The following is a 15736-nucleotide window of genomic DNA, read 5'->3' as shown; positions in this document are numbered from 1 at the left end:
CATAGTTCTCCCGCTACTCCTATCGGCTGCAGGCCCTTTTCCTTACTGACAACATACAACTTAATGTTATCTATGGGCTTTCCTATAGGTACAAGCTCCAATTCTTCTTCCGTAGAGCAGCCAAAGTAGGATACATCTACTGTTGCTTCTGTTGGTCCGTACAGGTTATGCAGGCTTGTTCCTTTTTCTTTGTACAGCAGCTTGTTGAACTTTTCTACTTGCTTCAGGTTCAGTGCTTCTCCACTGGCAAATACCTGCTTTAAGCTTGCTATTTCCTCTATTATCCCCTTTTCCTCTACATACTCTAAAAATACACTCAACATGGATGGTACAAAGTGCATTGTGGTAACTTTATTTTTTTCGATTGCCTTCACGATTTCTTCCGGATTTTTTTCTCCTCCCGGTATCAGCAGGCAGACTTTGGCCCCAGTAAAGCTCCACCACAATAATTCCCATACCGATACGTCAAAGGTATAGGGAGTTTTCTGCAGGATCACATCACCTTCAGCTATCGGGTATTGCTTCTGCATCCAGTTGATCCGGTTGATTACGGAGTAGTTCTCTATCATTACCCCTTTGGGTTTGCCGGTAGAACCGGATGTATATATTACATAAGCCAAGTTTTCAGGTTTACTAATTAACTTTGGATTTGATACATCCCCAGTAAATAGTTCCTGATTTTCTATGCTAATAAATTCAGCATTTCTGTAACTACCTTTAGCATTTATAAATTTATCCTGTATCAGAATAATTTGGCTGCCACTGTCATCAAGCATAAACTGGATCCTGTCTTCAGGGTATTCAGGAGCTATGGGTAAATAAGCCCCCCCAGCTTTTAGGACAGCCATGATCCCTATGATCATTTCCGGGGAACGTTCTACCATAATTCCCACTACACTATCAGGTTTTATTCCCTTTTCTCTTAATTTTCTGGCCAGTTGGTTTGCCTTTTCGTTTACTTCCTTATAAGTCAGCTGTTTATCTTCAAACACTACAGCAATATTATTGGGTGTCTTTTCTACCTGCTCTTCAAACAGTTGATGTATAGTCTTATCCTTAGGATACCGGACCTTTGTATCGTTAAAGTCATATAGTATTTTCTGCTTTTCTTCCTGTGAAAGCATATCAATTTCTGACAATCTTTTTCCAGGATAAACCGTTATCTCTTCCAGAACATTAAGGTAATGGGCTGCAAACCTTTCTACAGTCTCTTTCTTGAACAGCCTTGTGGCATATTCCAAATCAAATGCAATACCTTCCTGGGTTTCCCGAGCATTTAATGTCAAGTCAAATTTGGATATTCTAAATTCATTTGTATAGGGTATAAACTTAAGCCTATCTATCTTCAATTCTGATGAGCCGGTATTTTGCAATACAAACATAGTATCAAAAAGAGGATTCCTGCTCATATCCCTCTTTACATTAAGCTTTTCCACCAGTTCTTCAAACTGGTAGTCCTGATTTTCATAAGCCCTTATAGAGTTTTCCCTTACTTCCTTTAGAAACTCAGCAAAGGTCTTTTCTCCCTGGGGATAGTTCCTCATGGCTAAAGTATTTACAAACATACCTATTATGTCTTGTAAATCTGTATGAGGTCTTCCAGCTATAGGGCTTCCCACTATAATATCTTCCTGCCCCGTATACTTAGACAGCAGTATGTTGTATGAAGCAAGCAATGTCATGTAAAGAGTAGCCCCATTATCCCTTGCAAGCTTAATAAGTTTTCCCGTAAGCTCACTGCCTGCTTCAAAACGGATAAAACCTCCGTCAAAGCTTTGAACCGCAGGCCTTTGGTAATCTACTGGCATATTCAGCACAGGAATTTCTCCATTAAATTCCTGGAGCCAGTATTCCTCCTGCTTCTTTATTTTGTCCCCAGCAAATAGTTCCTTCTGCCAAACAGAATAGTCCTTGTACTGTATACGGAGGGAAGAAGGGTTATTTCCTCCATACATATCCATGAACTCATGTACCAGTATATCCATGGACGTACCGTCAGATATGATATGGTGCATGTCAAACATCATGACATGCTTGTCTTTTCCCGTTTTCACAAGGCCTACTCTTAGCAGCGGAGCAATTCCAAGATCAAAAGGCTTTATAAATTCTTTTACGATTTCCCCCACTTTTTCTTCGTCAGATTCTAGATACACTACACTAAAACCCACAGGATCATTGATCTTCTGGACGGGTTCACCCTCTATGAAATGGAAAGATGTTCGAAGGGTCTCATGCCTATTTATAAGCTGTTGGAAGGTCTTCTGAAAAAGCTCCAGATCAATACTGCCTTCAACCAGCAAGCTGCCTGGCATATTGTATGCTGTCCCTGCTCCTTCAAACTGATTTAATATATATAGCCTTCTTTGGGCTGATGACATAGGGTAGTATTCCATCTCTTTAGCAGTTTGGATGGATTGATATATACTCTCCTTTGCTTCCTTCATATACCTTGCTATTTCCGCTATAATTGGAGCCTTAAATATTTCCTTAAGAGGCATGTCTATATTGAACTCTTTGTGAATTCTCGCTACAAGGCTTGTAGCCTTTAAAGAGTGTCCACCTAACATAAAGAAGTTGTCATTTCTTCCTATCTTCTTAATTCCAAGGATGTCTTGCCAAATCAGTGCAAGCTTCTCTTCAAATTCGCCTATAGGCGCTTCATACTCTATTCCCGTATTTATATTACCTTCGGGTTCAGGCAATGCCTTCCTGTCTATCTTGCCATTAGCTGTCAATGGCATTTTTTCAAGCTGCACAAAGTATGATGGTACCATGTATTCGGGCAGTTCTTTTAAGAGATGCTCCCTTAGTTCTGATATTGTCAGCTCATTTTCTCCCGCTATATATGCACACAGGTATTTACTGCCCTGATGGTCTTCCTTTGCAATCACCAAAGATTCCTCAATTGAAGGATGCTTTAGCAGTTGTGCTTCTATTTCACCAAGCTCTATCCTAAAGCCTCTTATCTTTACCTGGTGGTCTATTCTACCCAGGTATTCCATTTCTCCATCAGATAATAACCGGACCAGGTCTCCAGATCTATATAACCTCTCTTCCGGCTTGTACGGATTTTGAACGAACTTTTCCTTTGTAAGCTCCGGTCTTCCAAGATATCCTCTGCAAACTCCGTCTCCTCCTACACAAAGCTCTCCGGCTACTCCAATGGGAACAACTTTCATGTTCTTATCCATTACATATGTTGTAAGGGTTGGTATAGGCCTTCCTATGCTGCTCACATTAGATCTAATTTCTTCCTCTTCTATCTCTTTATATGTGACATGCACTGTTGTCTCGGTTATTCCATACATATTGATGAGTCTAGTCTGCGGGTACTTCTTTCTCCATTCCTTCAACAATGCAGGCTTTAATGCTTCCCCTCCGAATATGACATATCTTATCTTAAGTTCTTTTTCTTCATATGATACTTCTTCATTGGCTATATTATAGAAGGCTGAAGGTGTCTGATTTAATACGGTCACCTTCTCATTCCTTAGAAGTCTCAGATACTCTACATTGCTGCGTGCTGTCATTTTAGGAACTACCACCAATCTGCCCCCATATAACAACGCCCCGTACATCTCCCATACGGAAAAATCGAAACTCATAGAATGAAACATAGTCCATACATCATTTTCGTTAAAATCAAACTGCATTTTACTGTTAAATAACAGCCTTACTATGTTTCTATGCTCTATCATTGCCCCTTTGGGTTTACCTGTAGAGCCTGAGGTATATATTAAGTAAGCTAGATCGGAAGGTTTATTTACCTCCGATAAGTTATATTGTTCATCTGAATATTCCTGCTCATCTTCTAAATTTATTACTGTACCTATTGATGTATATTTGTCTATAAAATGTGATTGGGTCAACAGGATCACTGCCCGGCTGTCTTCCAGCATATGACTTATTCTTTCCTCAGGATAATCTGGATCTATGGGAAGATATGCCCCTCCTGCTTTTAATACCCCTAGGATTGCTACTATCATCTCAAGTGAGCGTTCTGCCAGAATACCTACGATACTGTCCGGTTTGACTCCTTTAGCCCTTAATACATGGGCCAACCCATTTGATTTTTTATTGAGTTCACTATATGTAAGCTTTTTACCCTCAAATACCACAGCTACATGATCAGGGTTCTTCTCTGCCTGCTCTTCAAAAAGCTGATGGATAGTCTTGTTTTTAGGATACTGTGCCTCTGTAGCGTTAAAGGTATATAGGATTTGCTGTTTTTCTTCCTGTAACAGTACATCAATTTCCCACAACCTTTTTTCAGGGCATGCCGTTATCTCTTCAAGAACGGTTAAGTAATGGGTTCCAAACCTTTTTATTGTCTCCTTCTTAAACAGCCTGGTACAATATTCAAGGTTAAATGTTATACCTTCTTGACCCTCTACCACTTCAAGCATAAGGTCAAATTTTGCCTTTCTGCCTTCCATCCAGTTGTTGTATTGTTTGAAGTTTATACCCGATGCTGCAAATTCTGTCTTGTTTGAAGTGCGCAGTGCAAACATAGTGTCAAAAAGAGGATTCCTGCTCATGTCCCTCATGAGATTAAGTTTTTCTACAAGTTCTTCAAACTGGTAGTTCTGATTTTCAAAAGCCAAAAACGCATTTTCCCTTACTTCCTGCAAGAATTGGACGAAGGTCTTTTCTCCCTCAGGATAGTTCCTTATGGCCAAGGTATTTATAAACATACCAATGATACCCTGCAGGTCAGCATGGGGCCTTCCGGCTACAGGACTTCCAACTATGATGTCTTCCTGTCCAGTGTATCTGGACAGGAGTACGTTATATGCAGCCATCAGTACCATGTATAAGGTAGCTCCATTATCTGTTGCAAGCTTATTTAGTTTGACTGAAAGTTCAGGGTTTATTTCAAAGCTTACAGCATCTCCTTCAAAACTTTGTACCGCCGGTCTTGGATAGTCAGTAGGCATATCCAGTACCGGTATATCACCCTTAAATGTCTGGAGCCAGTATTCTTCCTGCTTCTTTATTGAGTCTCCGGCAAACATCTCCTTCTGCCATACAGAAAAATCCTTGTACTGTATCCGTAGTGGCAAAAGGGGCTTCCCTTGGTACAAATCCAAAAACTCACTCATAAGTATATTGACTGATATACCATCTGATACTATGTGGTGCATGTCAAACATCATAACACGCCTGTCTTCGTTCGTTTTTACAAGTCCTACTCTCAGTAATGGAACTTGGCTAAGATCAAAGGGCGTTATGAATTCTTTGACTATTTCTGCTGCTTTTTCTTCATCCAGTTCCAGGTACGTAATACTGAAATCCACGTAATCATGAACCTTTTGTACTGGTTCACCCTCAACCATATGAAATGATGTGCGCAGAGCCTCATGTCTTTTTACTAGCTCCTTGAATGCCTGTTCGAAGCGTACTGCATCAATGTTTCCTTCCAGCAGTACGACGCCTGGCATGTTATATGCAGTACCTGCTCCTTCAAGCTCGTTTAGTATATACAGCCTTTTCTGGGCAGATGACATAGGGTAAAATTCCTGCTCTCTGGCAGAAGGTATTCCAGAAAAGGCATTTGGCGTATATTTTGAAACATCTTTTCCTTTTTCTTTTAGCATCGTCTCAAATAGCTTTCTTTTTTCTGGAGAAAGAGATTCTATTCTTTTCATCAAATTATCCATAACTTCGTCCCTCTTCTCTATTTCATCTCTTTTAATTCCTATTTATAGATTTTCAATCATGCTTAAAATTTCTTCGATTTCCACTGTATCGTTAAGTCTATTTTTAATACTTTTTGCTATTGCCGAAATTGTAGGACCCATAAACACTTCTTTTAATGCAAATTCTATGTCAAATTCTTTATGAACCCTTGATACAAGATTGGTTGCCTTTAATGAGTCTCCTCCTAATTCAAAGAAGTTATCATTTACTCCAATCTTCTGGACTCCAAGGATTTGGCTCCATATCAGTACAAGCTTCTCCTCAATTTCACCGAATGGTGCAGCATAGTCTACCCCTGTATTAATATTTCCATCAGGGGCAGGCAGGGCATTTCTATCTACCTTGCCATTCGCTGATAAAGGCAGTTTTTCCAACTGTACAAAATATGAAGGGATCATGTAGTCTGGCAGATCTTTGGAGAGATACTCCCTTAATTCCGGTATTGTCAATTCACTTTCTCCAACTATATATGCACAGATGTACTTGTTCCCTTGGGGGTCTTCCCTTGTTGCTGCCACAACTTCTTTTATTGAAGAATGTTTTAGAAGCTGAGCTTCTATTTCTCCAAGCTCTATTCGGTATCCGCGGATCTTAACCTGATGGTCTATTCTGCCCAGGAATTCGATATTCCCGTCAGGCAGCCATCTTCCCAGGTCTCCTGTTTTGTACAGCCTTATCCCCTTTTCTTCTCTGAAAGGATCTTCAAGGAATACATGGGCTGTTTTTTCAGGGTCATTTAAATAACCCCTTCCTACACCTGTTCCAGAGACGCAGATCTCTCCTTTTACTCCGATAGGGCACAGGTTCATGTTTTTATCTGTTATATATAGATTCATATTTTGTATAGGCTTGCCTACAGGAATGTTCTCTCCTTCATGAGCAGCTTCCATAGTATATAGAGTAATATCGTCCGCTGCCTCTGCAGGTCCGTAGGCATTAACTACTTTAGTATTTGGACATAGGTCAAACCATTTCCTTACTATGCCGGATTTTACGGTTTCTCCCGTTATCAGCAAGTAATGAAGTTTTTCCGGTTTATTCCCTGTATTTTCCACATACTCAAGCATTAAAGCAAGGTATGAAGGTACCACCTCAAGGACCGTTATGCCATCTTCTATGATCCGATTCGTAAACCTTGCAACATCCTTTACTATTTCATCTGGATAGATGATAATTTGAGCTCCTATGGTTAGGGCTGCAAAGAACTGCCATACAGATACATCAAAGTATTGAGGCGAGTTCTGGGATATTATGCTGTTGTTAGTTATACAAAGTTCCTTTATTTCCGCATGGATGTGGTTTATCATGCCAAGATGCTCTATCATAGCTCCCTTTGGTACACCAGTTGAACCAGATGTATATATAACATAGGCCAAACTATTTATGTCTATATCTAGATCTAGGTTTTCGCCACTTTCAGCCTCAATCTCTTTTTCACACTGGTCAAGGTATATAATTCGGCCTTTATAGTTCTCACTAAGCTGCTGGGTCACATAATCTGATAAGGTCAACACATAGGCAGCTTTAGATTCCTTAAATATATCAAGCACCCTTTGTGTAGGGTATTTTGGATTTACAGGTATGTAAGCCCCCCCTGCTTTCCATATACCAAGTACCGATTCTACAAATAAGGGTCCCCTCTCCAGCATGACAACTACGGCTTCTTCTCTACCAGTGCCAGCCTTTAGCATGTACCTTGCTATCCTGTTTGCCCTTTGGTTGATCTGGCCATATGTAAATCTACGGCCTTCATACGCTACTGCTATATTGTCTGGACGTACTTTCGTTTGCTGCTCAAACAGGTGGTGTACCGTCAGGTGATGTTCAAATTCAACCTTCGTATCGTTAAAGCCGTATATTATTCGCTCCTTTTCTTCTTGGGATAACATATTGATTTCTGATAGTTTTTTTTCAGGGTTTGAGGTTATCTCTTCAAGGATATTAAAGTAATGCTGAACAAGCCTTTCTACCGTCTCCTTCTTAAACAGACGTGTAGCATATTCCATCCATAATATTGTATTATGACCATCTGGTATCAACTGGAATGTTAGGTCAAATTTTGATGTTTTACTTTCAACCGGATATTTGGAATACTTTAGTTCACCACGATGTTCCATAATATGCTCATCAGAAGGAACAATATTAAACATAACAGTAAATAAAGGATTTCTGCTTGAATCTCTCTTTACGTTAAGTTTTGTCACAAACTGATCAAACCTGTATTCCTGATTTTCATATGCTTCTAAGGAGCTTTCTTTTACTTCTTCCAAGAACTCAGTAAAGGCCTTATTTCCCTCTGGGAAATTCCTTAATGCCAGGGTATTTATAAACATCCCCAGTATTCTTTCAGTATCAAAATGAGTTCTTGCCGCTATAGGAGTACCAATAATTATGTCTTCCTGTCCTGAGTATTTATACATTAGTGTATTTAATGCCGCAAGAAGTATCATATACACGGTGGCTCCTGTTTGGGAGGAAAGTACATTTAATTTATCCATCAAATGACTGTCTAAATCAAATAGCAACCTATTTCCTTCAAAGCTTTGAAGGACAGGCCTAGGATAATCTGTAGGCATATCAAGGATAGGAATTTCACCCTTGAACCTATTAAGCCAGTATTCTTCCTGCTTTTTGTAAACCTCAGTGCTAAACAAGCCATTCTGCCACTGGGCAAAATCCTTATATTGCACCTCCATTGCCGGAAGGCTTTCACCACTTAATATAGAAACTATTTCATCAAAAGTCCTGATTATTGAAGTTCCATCCGAGACTATATGATGTACATCAAGCAAAAGTATTTGCCTGCTAGCATGGATTTCTATAAGACCTACTCTTATTAAGGGTGCTTTGCTTAAATCGAACGGTCTTACAAATTCATCGATTATTTTCTCTACTCCGTCTTCCTCAGACTCAAAATATTCTATAGTAAAATCAACTTCATCTTGTATCCTTTGCACAAGCTCCCCATCAATCATCTCAAAGGATGTCCTAAATGCTTCATGCCTTTGTATCAATGTTTTTAATGCTTCCCCAAGGGCAACCCTTTCAATCCCACCTTCAAATAAAATTCCCACAGGTATGTTATACCCAATGTTGTTACCCTCAAGATTATTAATGATATACATCATCTTTTGTGCAGATGAGGTTTCATAGTACTCTTTTTCAGAAACTTTAGGTATTCTTTCAAGCTCAGCCTTACCCATATTTAGGGAATCCTGTTCTGAAATCTTTCCCGATTCGTATAGCTTTGATATCATTTGCTCGGAAAGATCGTATATGCTGGAACCCTTAAGAAGTTCTACTATGGAAACAGGTGTTTTAAAGGCAACCTCCATCCTGTTTTTTATTTCGGTGGCCATTAATGAATCCATCCCAAAAACAGTTAGTGGTTGTTTGGTACTTAGATCCTCAGGATTATAACGCAAAACCTTCGCTACTATTGTTTTAATATGCATTTCAACGATATTCTGCCTGCTCTGTATTGGAGATGAAATAATATCCTCCAGGATATCAACATCCACCTTTGATTTATTTATATTCTCTTGTTGTCCTGACTCATCTTGCAAAAGAGTTTTAAGCACATGTGGAGAACTCATGGGTGAGAACCATTTTTCCCCAAACGTTTGCCACGAGAGTATAGGTAGAACCACAGACTGTGCAACAGCTTCTCCAACAAGGTGCTCCATAGCCCTAATTCCCTTTTCTACCGTTACAGATTCTATGGATTTTTGTATATAATACTCCGGATCACGTTCCATAAACCTTGCAGCCATTCCAACCTCTGACCATGGTCCCCAATTGATACTCAGTGCAGGAAGTCCTCTCGATAAACGGTAATGTGCAAGTGAGTCCAAAAAGGCATTCCCAGTTGCATATGCTCCCTGGCCTGGTGAACCAAATACAGAAGCAACTGAAGAAAATAAAATAAAGAAGTCAATAGGCCGTCCCTCTGTCATACGGTGAAGGTTCCATGCACCATTTACCTTAGGCGAAAGGACCCTATAAAAAGTCTCATCTTTACTAACCTCAAGAAATTGATCATCCGTAATACCAGCAGAATGTACAACACCTCGAATAGGAGGCCTTTCTTCCTTATCAAAATCTTTAAAAAATCCAGCAAGCTTTTCCTCATCAGTTACATCCACTGATCCAATATATACTGTTGCCCCCTGGGACTCCAGCTTACGAACAAACTCAATCCTCTCTGCAAGGCTGCTGCCTGGCTCTACATTGTTCCATTCAGAACGTTTTGGAAATTCTCCGCGTCCAAGCAGTACCAGATGTCTTGCTCCCTTGGCAACCATCCACTGGGCTGTAATCATACCTATGCCACCAAAAGCACCTGTAATAACATAACTTCCATCGGGGCGAAGATGTACGGGTACTTGATGCTGCATATCAATCCGCAGTTTATCGATTCTTGCTGCAAGTCTATTCCCATTACGGAAAGCAATTTGGTTCTCTCCATTACCTAAGACTTCTTTTAACAGCATTTCCATTTCACCCGCATTGGCCTCTATGTCAAGGTCTACAAGGCCTCCCCAATTTGAAGGCAACTCATGGTAACCTATGACGGTGCCAAGGCCCCATACCAACGACTGTAAGAATGCAGAATTTGGAGTAGCCCTGTTGATCATTTGGGCTCCTCTTGTAATAACCCACAGCTTAAAATTTAATCCCAGATTTGTGGTTGCTTGTACCAGGTGTTTTAATACAAACAGGTTTTCAAAACAAGCTTTTTCTATAGCTGTATTGCTAACTTCCTGGATCTCAAGGATATTGAGGCTCCACATATATACAATACCTGTTAGCTTCGTTTTAATTTTTGAGAATTCATCAAACAACGCTCTAAGATCCTCAATGCTTCGAGGGTTTATATATATCTCACGCTCTTCATACTGCCAACCAAAATTCTCACCAGGATATACCATAAAGCATTCTTCTCCCCTTTTTTCAAGGAGATTTGCCAGTTCTTTTCCTGCTGCTTTATGATCCACAAAAATAAGCCATGCTCCAGAGTTAGCAGCAGCTGTGCGGGTATCAACTTCTTCACTTTTTAGAAGCTCCCAGTTTATCTCATAAAGATAATCCTTAACTCTTCCAGCATCAGACCCTCCACTATTTCCAAGTTCCTTAGTTCTTATACCCAGTATTTCGGCGATTAGATTTCCGTCCTCACTATATAGACGGATGTTGGCGTTCAAATTATTATCTTTCCTATCTACCATCTGTGTATGACAAAGCATGACAGGCTCCGGCCTTCCATAAAGCTGCACCCTGTCTATTCCTACAGGTAGGAATGATTGGCCTTCGTTATTTTCATCTTCATTAAGTGGTGCAACTGCCGCAATGGTAACCTGGAAACAGGCGTCCAATACCGCCGGGTGAAGACCGTAGATAGAGCTATCAATCTCCAGTATTTTAGGGATCTCGATCCTGCCAAGAGCTTCGTTATCACCTTTCCATATCTTGTCTATACCTTGGAAATAAGGACCATAATGGAAACCCATTTGATAGAAGGTTTTATAACATACTTCTTTTCCGTATTCTTTGGTACAATTGCCAAGTATTTGAATCAACTCATCTTTAGCAGTGATCTTTATGTTTTGCCGTTTTCTTATTGTGCCGGATGCATTGCATGTCCAAGTCTTATCTTGTCCCGGTATCCTGCTTGAAATCTCGAATTTTGCGGTTTTTGGATCCAAAACCACCTGCACCACAGGTGATACTCCTTGATTTAAAAATAAAGCATTTTCAAACTTTATATCTTCAACTGTATAAAAACCCTCTCCAAAATAGCTTCTGGCACAAGCCATTCCCAGCTCTACATACCCTGCTCCGGGGAAAACTTCTATACCTTGTATTTTATGATCAGAAAGATACGTCATATAGGTAGTATTAAGTTCAATCTCCCATATAGGGCTGGAAGTTTTCAAACGGCGTCCTAAAAACTTGTGCTTATTTTTTCCCTGCCTAAATTCACTTGATTCCTGCGTTTCCATCCAGTATTTATCCCATTGCCATGGATAAAGAGGGAGACTTACAAACTCACCTTGGTACCGGTAAATCTTGTTCCAATCTATAGGGTATCCCAGTGCATATAGATTCCCTAAGTTCTCCAGTATTGAAACCTGTTCGTTTTCATTTCTTTTTATAGAGAACAACTTCTTACCTTCAACGTTTTTAGCTGACAGACAATCAGAAATAGAAGCTGCTAAAACAGGGTGAGGGCCCACCTCAATAAATAAGTTATAATTCAACGAAATCATTTCATACATTGCTGCTTCAAAACGTACCGGCTCTCTTACATTTTTATACCAGTAATGTCCATCACACTCTGTACCCGTCAGCATTTTCCCTGTAACCGTGGAATATATCGGTATCCCGGCAGGCTGGGACTTTATTCCTTTTAATGCCTCCAATAGCTCCTGCTCATATGGTTCCATTTGGTAACTGTGATACGCTACATTGACCTTTAAAAGCCGCGCAAAAACCCCCTTATCCTGCAACTGTTTTTGGATCTGCTCAAGGGCATCAGGATCACCTGACAAAGTTACCGAATTTGGGCTATTGATTGCTGCCATTGAAACACCTTTTATGTTCTCATCCAGCAGGGCCACAACTTCTTTTTCTGGTAAACCTACCGCCAGCATTGTGCCCTTGTTTACTGCTTTTTGCTGTGCACGGCTTCTGTGAATACTTACCAACATGGCATCTTCAAGGCTGTAAATTCCTGCAACATATGTAGAAGCCACTTCTCCAACACTGTGTCCTACCACCGCATGGGGTATAATACCCAAGGATTTCCATACTTCAGTCAAACCCACCTGAACAGCAAAATTGGCAGGTTGAGCAAACTGGGGCTGGTCCAGACGTGAATTCTCCTCATCGGCGAGAAGTTCCTCCAGCAGAGACCATCCAGCATACTGACGTGTAAGTTTATCACATTTTTCTATCATATTTCTAAACACAGGGTCTTTTTCAAGGAGCTGTCTGCCCATAGCCCACCATATGGGCCCCATACCTGTATATACAAAAACAGCTTTATTGTACTTTCCTGCCTCAACATTTCCCGCAGACATCCCCTGGCGTGCTTGTCCTTTAATATACGCTTCCAGGTTTCCTGCAAGTTCTTCCTTTGAAGATGCCGAAACCGCTAGTCTATAGTCATGATGGGTGCGCTTTTTGCTCATCATGCTTCCAATATCATATAAAGAAATACTTTCTCCACTTCCATTAATAAAATCAACATACTTTTGCGCATAGTTTTTTAGCGCCTTTTCTGAGCGCGCAGATATGGGAATCATATATGGCCATCCGGTATTTACATTAACTTCAGGAGTACCCTCTTTTTGGAGATCTGTAGCTTCCTCCAAGAGGATATGGGCATTTGTTCCTCCAAAACCGAATGAATTTATGCCAACCAATGCGGGTTGCGGCAAAGGCTCCAGGGTCTGAGGAATTCGTATACATAAATCGTCAAAGGGAATTTTAGGGTTTGGATTCTTAAAGTGCAGATGTGGAGGTATTTGCTTATGCTTTATGATTAGTGAAGCTTTTATCAGTGCGGCAACTCCTGCAGCGGCCTCAAGGTGGGCAATGTTTGTCTTAACAGATCCGACAATACACTTTTTATCTTTTGGCCTGTCTGTTGAAACCACTCGTGCTATTGCATTAGCCTCAATAGGGTCTCCAACCGGAGTGCCGGTGCCGTGAGCTTCAATATATGTTATATCTGAAGGTGATATTCCTGCCTTTTTGTATACCTCCTTCATTAAGTTTTCCTGAGCCTGCCCGTTTGGAACAGTAATCCCGTCTGTGTGGCCGTCCTGGTTTACACCCGATCCACTTATTACGGCATAAATCCTATCTCCGTCTTCGATAGCATCTGACAGGCGTTTTAAAACCACAACGCCGGCTCCTTCTCCTCTTGCATAACCGTTTGCACTGGAATCGAAAGTTTTGCACCGTCCATCGGGAGATAAAAAACCACCCTTACTTTCCGCTATGGTATACTCAGGTGTAGCTATAACACTTACTCCGCCTGCTATTGCGAGATTACATTCATTATTCAATAAACTCCCGCATGCAAGGTGTGTTGCAACCAAAGAGCCCGAACACGCTGTATCTACAGACAAACTTGGACCTCTGAAATCATATATATATGAAATCCTGTTGGACAACATTGTCATCATCATACCCGTTGCCGAATGTGTATCTAAACTTTCAACCGATTCGTTTTTAAATTGTATTGCTTGATAGTCAAGGGTGAAGCCCGCTACAAAGACACCGGTATTGGTTCCTGCTAGCTTGGCCGGATCCAAGCCTCCATCTTCCATTGCTTCCCATGATGTCTCCAGCATCAGTCTTTGCTGTGGATCAAGAAAGGCCGCTTCCCTTGGAGAAATACCAAAAAACAAAGGGTCAAACTCATCTATTTTATCTAAAAATCCACCATGACAGGTGTAATGCTTGCCTGGCTTTGATTTGTCAGGATCATAAAACTTTTCTAAATCCCAGCGGCCTTCGGGTAAATCGGAAGTCATATCTTTTCCCGCAGTCAATGCTTCCCAGAACTCCTCAGGCCCCCTTATTCCTCCTGGCAAACGGCATCCTATTCCTATAATGGCGATTTTATCCATAACTTTCGACCTCCAATACTTTATTTATATTCTCTTGAATAGCTTGTCTGATAATTGAACAACCCTGCTGCAAAAGTTCAAGCTCGATGGTTAACGGAGGCATAAGTTTTATAACACTGTCTTTTCTTCCTGCGCTTTCGATGATTAAACCGTTTTGGTAACATTCCTCTACTACTTTTTGCGTGATTCGCTCATCCTCCACATTGGAAAAATCAATACCCCGAATCAAACCTGCACCCCGAATGGTCAGGCCCTTATGTAATGACAAAATCTGCTTGGTTAAATATTCTCTTACAAATGCTTCCTTATATTTCACAGACTGTTCCAAATTATTCATTTCCCAATATTCCAACGCAGCTGTAGCTCCAATGAAAGCAAGCTGGTTTCCCCGGAACGTACCGTTATGCTCACCAGGCTTCCAGACATCAAGTTCCGGTTTCATCAGCAGAATAGACATGGGAAGGCCATACCCGCTGATTGACTTGGAAAGCAGTACAATATCAGGGATCATCCCGGCACGTTCAAATGAAAAGAACGGTCCGGTGCGTCCGCAGCCAACCTGAATGTCATCGCAAATCAGTAGAATACCGTGTCTGTCGCTAAGTTCCCTCAGCCTGAGCATCCATTCGGGTGAAGCTATATTTACGCCGCCTTCCGCCTGAATGGTTTCAAATATAATAGCCGCCGGTTTTTCGATTCCCGAGTGACCGTCGTTTAGAACGGCTTCCATGTATTCAATAGTATCGAATGAGTCAATTGGACTCTCGGAGTATGGGAAAAAGGTAACATCGGATAATGCTATGCCGGAGGAAGATCTTTTCTGAATGTTGCTGGTAACAACCAGACTCCCCAGCGACATTCCGTGAAATCCTCCCATAAACGCAAATATACCAGTCCGTTTAGTGATCTTTCGGGCAAGCTTCAGCGATGCTTCTACAGCGTTTGTACCTGTAGGCCCGCAAAATTGAATTTTATAGTTTAACTTTCGGGGTTCCAATATGATCTGCGAGAATTTTTCGATAAATTCACGTTTCGCTTTTGTGTACATATCAAGCCCATGAGTAATACTGTCCGATTCAAGATAAGCGAGTATCTTTTGTTTGATGTATTCGTTGTTATGTCCATAATTTAAAGCTCCTGCTCCTGCAAAAAAATCAACAAATTTCTTTCCGGATTCTGAATAAATCAGTGCACCTTTAGCCCGGTCAAACACATCGTAGAAGTTTCTACAATATGCTCTTACGTTGGATTCATACTGCTCAAAAATTTCCATACTCATAATTCCTCCCTTAAACTGAAGTTAGTGTTTAAACACTAACTTCAGTTTATTTTTCCGGCCCAATCCACATTCATGTTCTCTCCCGGCTTGTGGTGGATGTGCATCGTTGCCTTTG

3 protein-coding genes are annotated in these 15736 nt (G+C 40.8%); all 3 read right to left on the bottom strand.

What is annotated here, in order from left to right:
* A partial coding sequence (locus FKV70_RS25240) for a non-ribosomal peptide synthetase (protein ID WP_142614908.1) occupies nucleotides 1–5660 on the bottom strand: 5660 nt, incomplete at its 3' end.
* Between the two features lie 42 nt (nucleotides 5661–5702).
* Nucleotides 5703–14342 (bottom strand): hybrid non-ribosomal peptide synthetase/type I polyketide synthase, encoded by an 8640-nt coding sequence (locus FKV70_RS25235; RefSeq protein WP_025719507.1) that lies wholly within the window; start codon nucleotides 14340–14342, stop codon nucleotides 5703–5705.
* The gene (ectB, locus tag FKV70_RS25230) at nucleotides 14335–15615 is read right to left on the bottom strand and encodes a diaminobutyrate--2-oxoglutarate transaminase (RefSeq protein ID WP_142614913.1); all 1281 of its coding nucleotides are present in this window, start codon (nucleotides 15613–15615) and stop codon (nucleotides 14335–14337) included. The genes FKV70_RS25235 and ectB overlap by 8 nt, the downstream gene beginning before the upstream one ends.
* Nucleotides 15616–15736 lie beyond the last annotated feature (121 nt).

It is taken from the genome of Paenibacillus ottowii (genome assembly GCF_006874425.1).
Classification (GTDB): domain Bacteria; phylum Bacillota; class Bacilli; order Paenibacillales; family Paenibacillaceae; genus Paenibacillus; species Paenibacillus ottowii.
This window is presented reverse-complemented; position numbering and strand designations above follow the sequence as displayed.

Excerpts from the sequence above, each read along its gene's own strand:
- ectB (WP_142614913.1), bottom strand. The coding sequence starts at position 15,615 with ATGGAAATTTTTGAGCAGTATGAATCCAACGTAAGAGCATATTGTAGA.
- FKV70_RS25235 (WP_025719507.1), bottom strand. The coding sequence starts at position 14,342 with ATGGATAAAATCGCCATTATAGGAATAGGATGCCGTTTGCCAGGAGGA.